The organism is Vibrio sp. 10N.222.48.A3 (assembly GCF_041475345.1).
Lineage (GTDB): Bacteria > Pseudomonadota > Gammaproteobacteria > Enterobacterales > Vibrionaceae > Vibrio > Vibrio tasmaniensis_A.
The window spans coordinates 1-2,353 of the sequence record NZ_JBFRVX010000626.1 but is presented as its reverse complement, the minus strand read 5'-3'; the positions used below and the strand labels follow the sequence as shown (position 1 = coordinate 2,353).

General features: G+C 43.3%; 2 protein-coding genes and 2 pseudogenes. All 4 read right to left on the bottom strand.

Annotation, left to right across the window (positions count from 1 at the left end; all coding sequences use genetic code 11):
- Positions 1-252 (bottom strand): annotated as a pseudogene (locus tag AB4653_RS17400) (hybrid sensor histidine kinase/response regulator); the annotation flags it as partial.
- Positions 253-523: 271 nt separating this feature from the next.
- Positions 524-1,339: a TauD/TfdA family dioxygenase gene (locus AB4653_RS17395; RefSeq protein ID WP_102258545.1), complete on the bottom strand. Its 816-nt coding sequence runs from the start codon at positions 1,337-1,339 to the stop codon at positions 524-526.
- A gap of 248 nt (positions 1,340-1,587) precedes the next feature.
- Positions 1,588-2,163 (bottom strand): hypothetical protein, encoded by a 576-nt coding sequence (locus tag AB4653_RS17390; protein WP_102258546.1) that lies wholly within the window; start codon positions 2,161-2,163, stop codon positions 1,588-1,590.
- Between the two features lie 24 nt (positions 2,164-2,187).
- Positions 2,188-2,353: pseudogene (locus tag AB4653_RS17385) on the bottom strand (alpha/beta hydrolase); the annotation flags it as partial.

Genomic DNA, 2,353 nt, shown 5'->3' with positions numbered 1-2,353 from the left:
CGGTAAGCAGAGGGTAATAGCGACTTGATAATAAGCCGGAAGGTACTTTCGCCAATCAAATGGAATACGATTACGAACAACAATCCCAAGGAACAATACCGAGCAAAACAGACGCACGGCTAAATTTTCATAGGGTTGCGGAAACAAGAATTCCCATACAATGTAGTAAGCAGGGAAACCGACAAAGCCCATCCAACCCACAAGGGTTAGGTTAGGTTCTGCGTACTGATAAACTTTACGAATCGCGTTCATACAAATACTTTATTTACTAAGCCCTAACGTTTACAAAGTCTAAAATTTGATGTTGGTTCTTATGTTTTCCGCTGAGTATATTACACATCACCTCAGAGCAGTGAGCTTTCAATCAAATATGTATCAACGCTTTTGATTTTATTATGACTTAGATGAATAAAGTCTCGGTTTCATACTTTAACTCAGACAACATCCCTAAGTGATTCAGATTTATACGCTCACGCCTACACCAATAACGCGCCTTAGCAAGTGCTGCGCCTCTTCGTTTGCATTATGTCACTGTAACGCGATGCATCTTTCTTGGAGTATCGCCGTAATCAATCACCGCGTAATGTTGCGTGACCCTATTGTCCCAAATAGCCATTGATCCCCTGTCCCATTTGAAGCGGACTTGAAACTCAGGGCGTCGTGCAATTTCAAACAGTTGGTTAAGTAAAATATCACTCTCTTGTCGGTCAAGTTCGTTGATATAACGGGTAAACTGCTCATTGATATAAAGTGTTTCTTTACCGGTTTCCGGATGGCTCTGAACAACAGGATGGATTACAGGTGGATTTTTCTGCGCGGTTTTAAGTAGTGATTTGTGCCAATCAAGCTCTATCTGATCTGGCTCAACTCCCTCGAAAGCCACCAGCGAATGAGTCGCAGACAACCCTCTCAGTTTTGCTTTCATGTCTTCATCTAATGACTCGAAAACCGCCGTCATCGAACACCAAATCGTATCCCCACCGGTGCTTGGAATATGTTGAGCATGCAACAAAGAAGCTTTCGATGGCACTTTGCGCCAGGTTAGATCCGTATGCCAATAGCTTTCCATGGGTGCATTACCACGGGTTGTTTCGATGACACTCACCTGAGGTGCGCTTTCGACGCGAGGAAAGAAGGGATGCGCAAGCTCGAGCTGTCCAAATCGCTCTGCAATCATCAAGTGTTGTTCTGGTGAGAGTACTTGATCACCTAGGAAGATTACTTGATGGGTAATCAGCGCCTGATAAACCTCATCGAGCTCAGTCACACTGCATGTGGCGAGATCGACTCCATGGATTCGCGCACCGATATGAGGGGTAACTTGTTCTATTTTCAACATACTTTCGCTTATTGATGATGTGACATTTCAGAGTCAATTTGGATACTGACTAGTAAACCGGACAAATACGCCATTTCTTTCAATCCTACTCGCTATAAAAGCAAAAAGCAGTTTTCCGATTAATATCAATGATCTTGTCTCGCCTAAAACATTAAAGCCTCAGTCTTCAAGCTGTTGAGAACAGCGTCAATACTGAGGCTTTGAGTTCGTTTAATTTCTATCTTTTAGCTGCTTACTTAAGATATCGACTAACGAGTCGTTGGTTTAACCATTTGCCATTGAGATAACGCTTTGTCGGCAACATTGCACTCCTGCATATACAAGCTTCTCCAACGGTGCGCCGCACTGTAGGTCACTTTAGATACATCGCCTGCAGTAATACAAAGGTTAGAACCCACCAACTGAACCTGTTTGTCCTCTGTAAACTCAAACGTTTGGAACTGAGTGGCTTTCAAAAATGGTTCGTCGATGTGGCAGCGTTTTAACATCAGCGAATTGTAAGGTAACGAATTATTATTAACGCCCATAACCGTGACACATGCCTCGAAAGCCGGAAAGAACAATGCCCCGTCATCTCTATGGGTCACCGCCTCATCAGCGTACAAGCCTTCTTTGCAATTGTGCGTCAATAACGGCAAATCGAATCTTACATAGTCACCACTTCCAGCAACATCAATACAATAGCCGTCTTCCCTGTCTAACAGATCAACCAACTTTAAGTGTAAGCCCGTTTCCTTCCAATCTGCGTTTACTGGGACAGCAAACAACAGCGATAGCAACGATATCAGCCCCAATGGTAATGCAGGGGATGGTTTTTGATACATTTTAGTGTCCTTCTAATGTCGCCTTTATAAGGCAGTGATAGATTTGGCGTAATCCAACATTTCGTCAAAATATGGGTTGTAGGTTAACCTTGCATGAACCTTCCCTTCTTCCTTGTATCCCCAAGCGGAATACCATGGTTCATCACTATTTAAACAAGCTTCATAATCAAGAGGATCGGTACTGTTACGA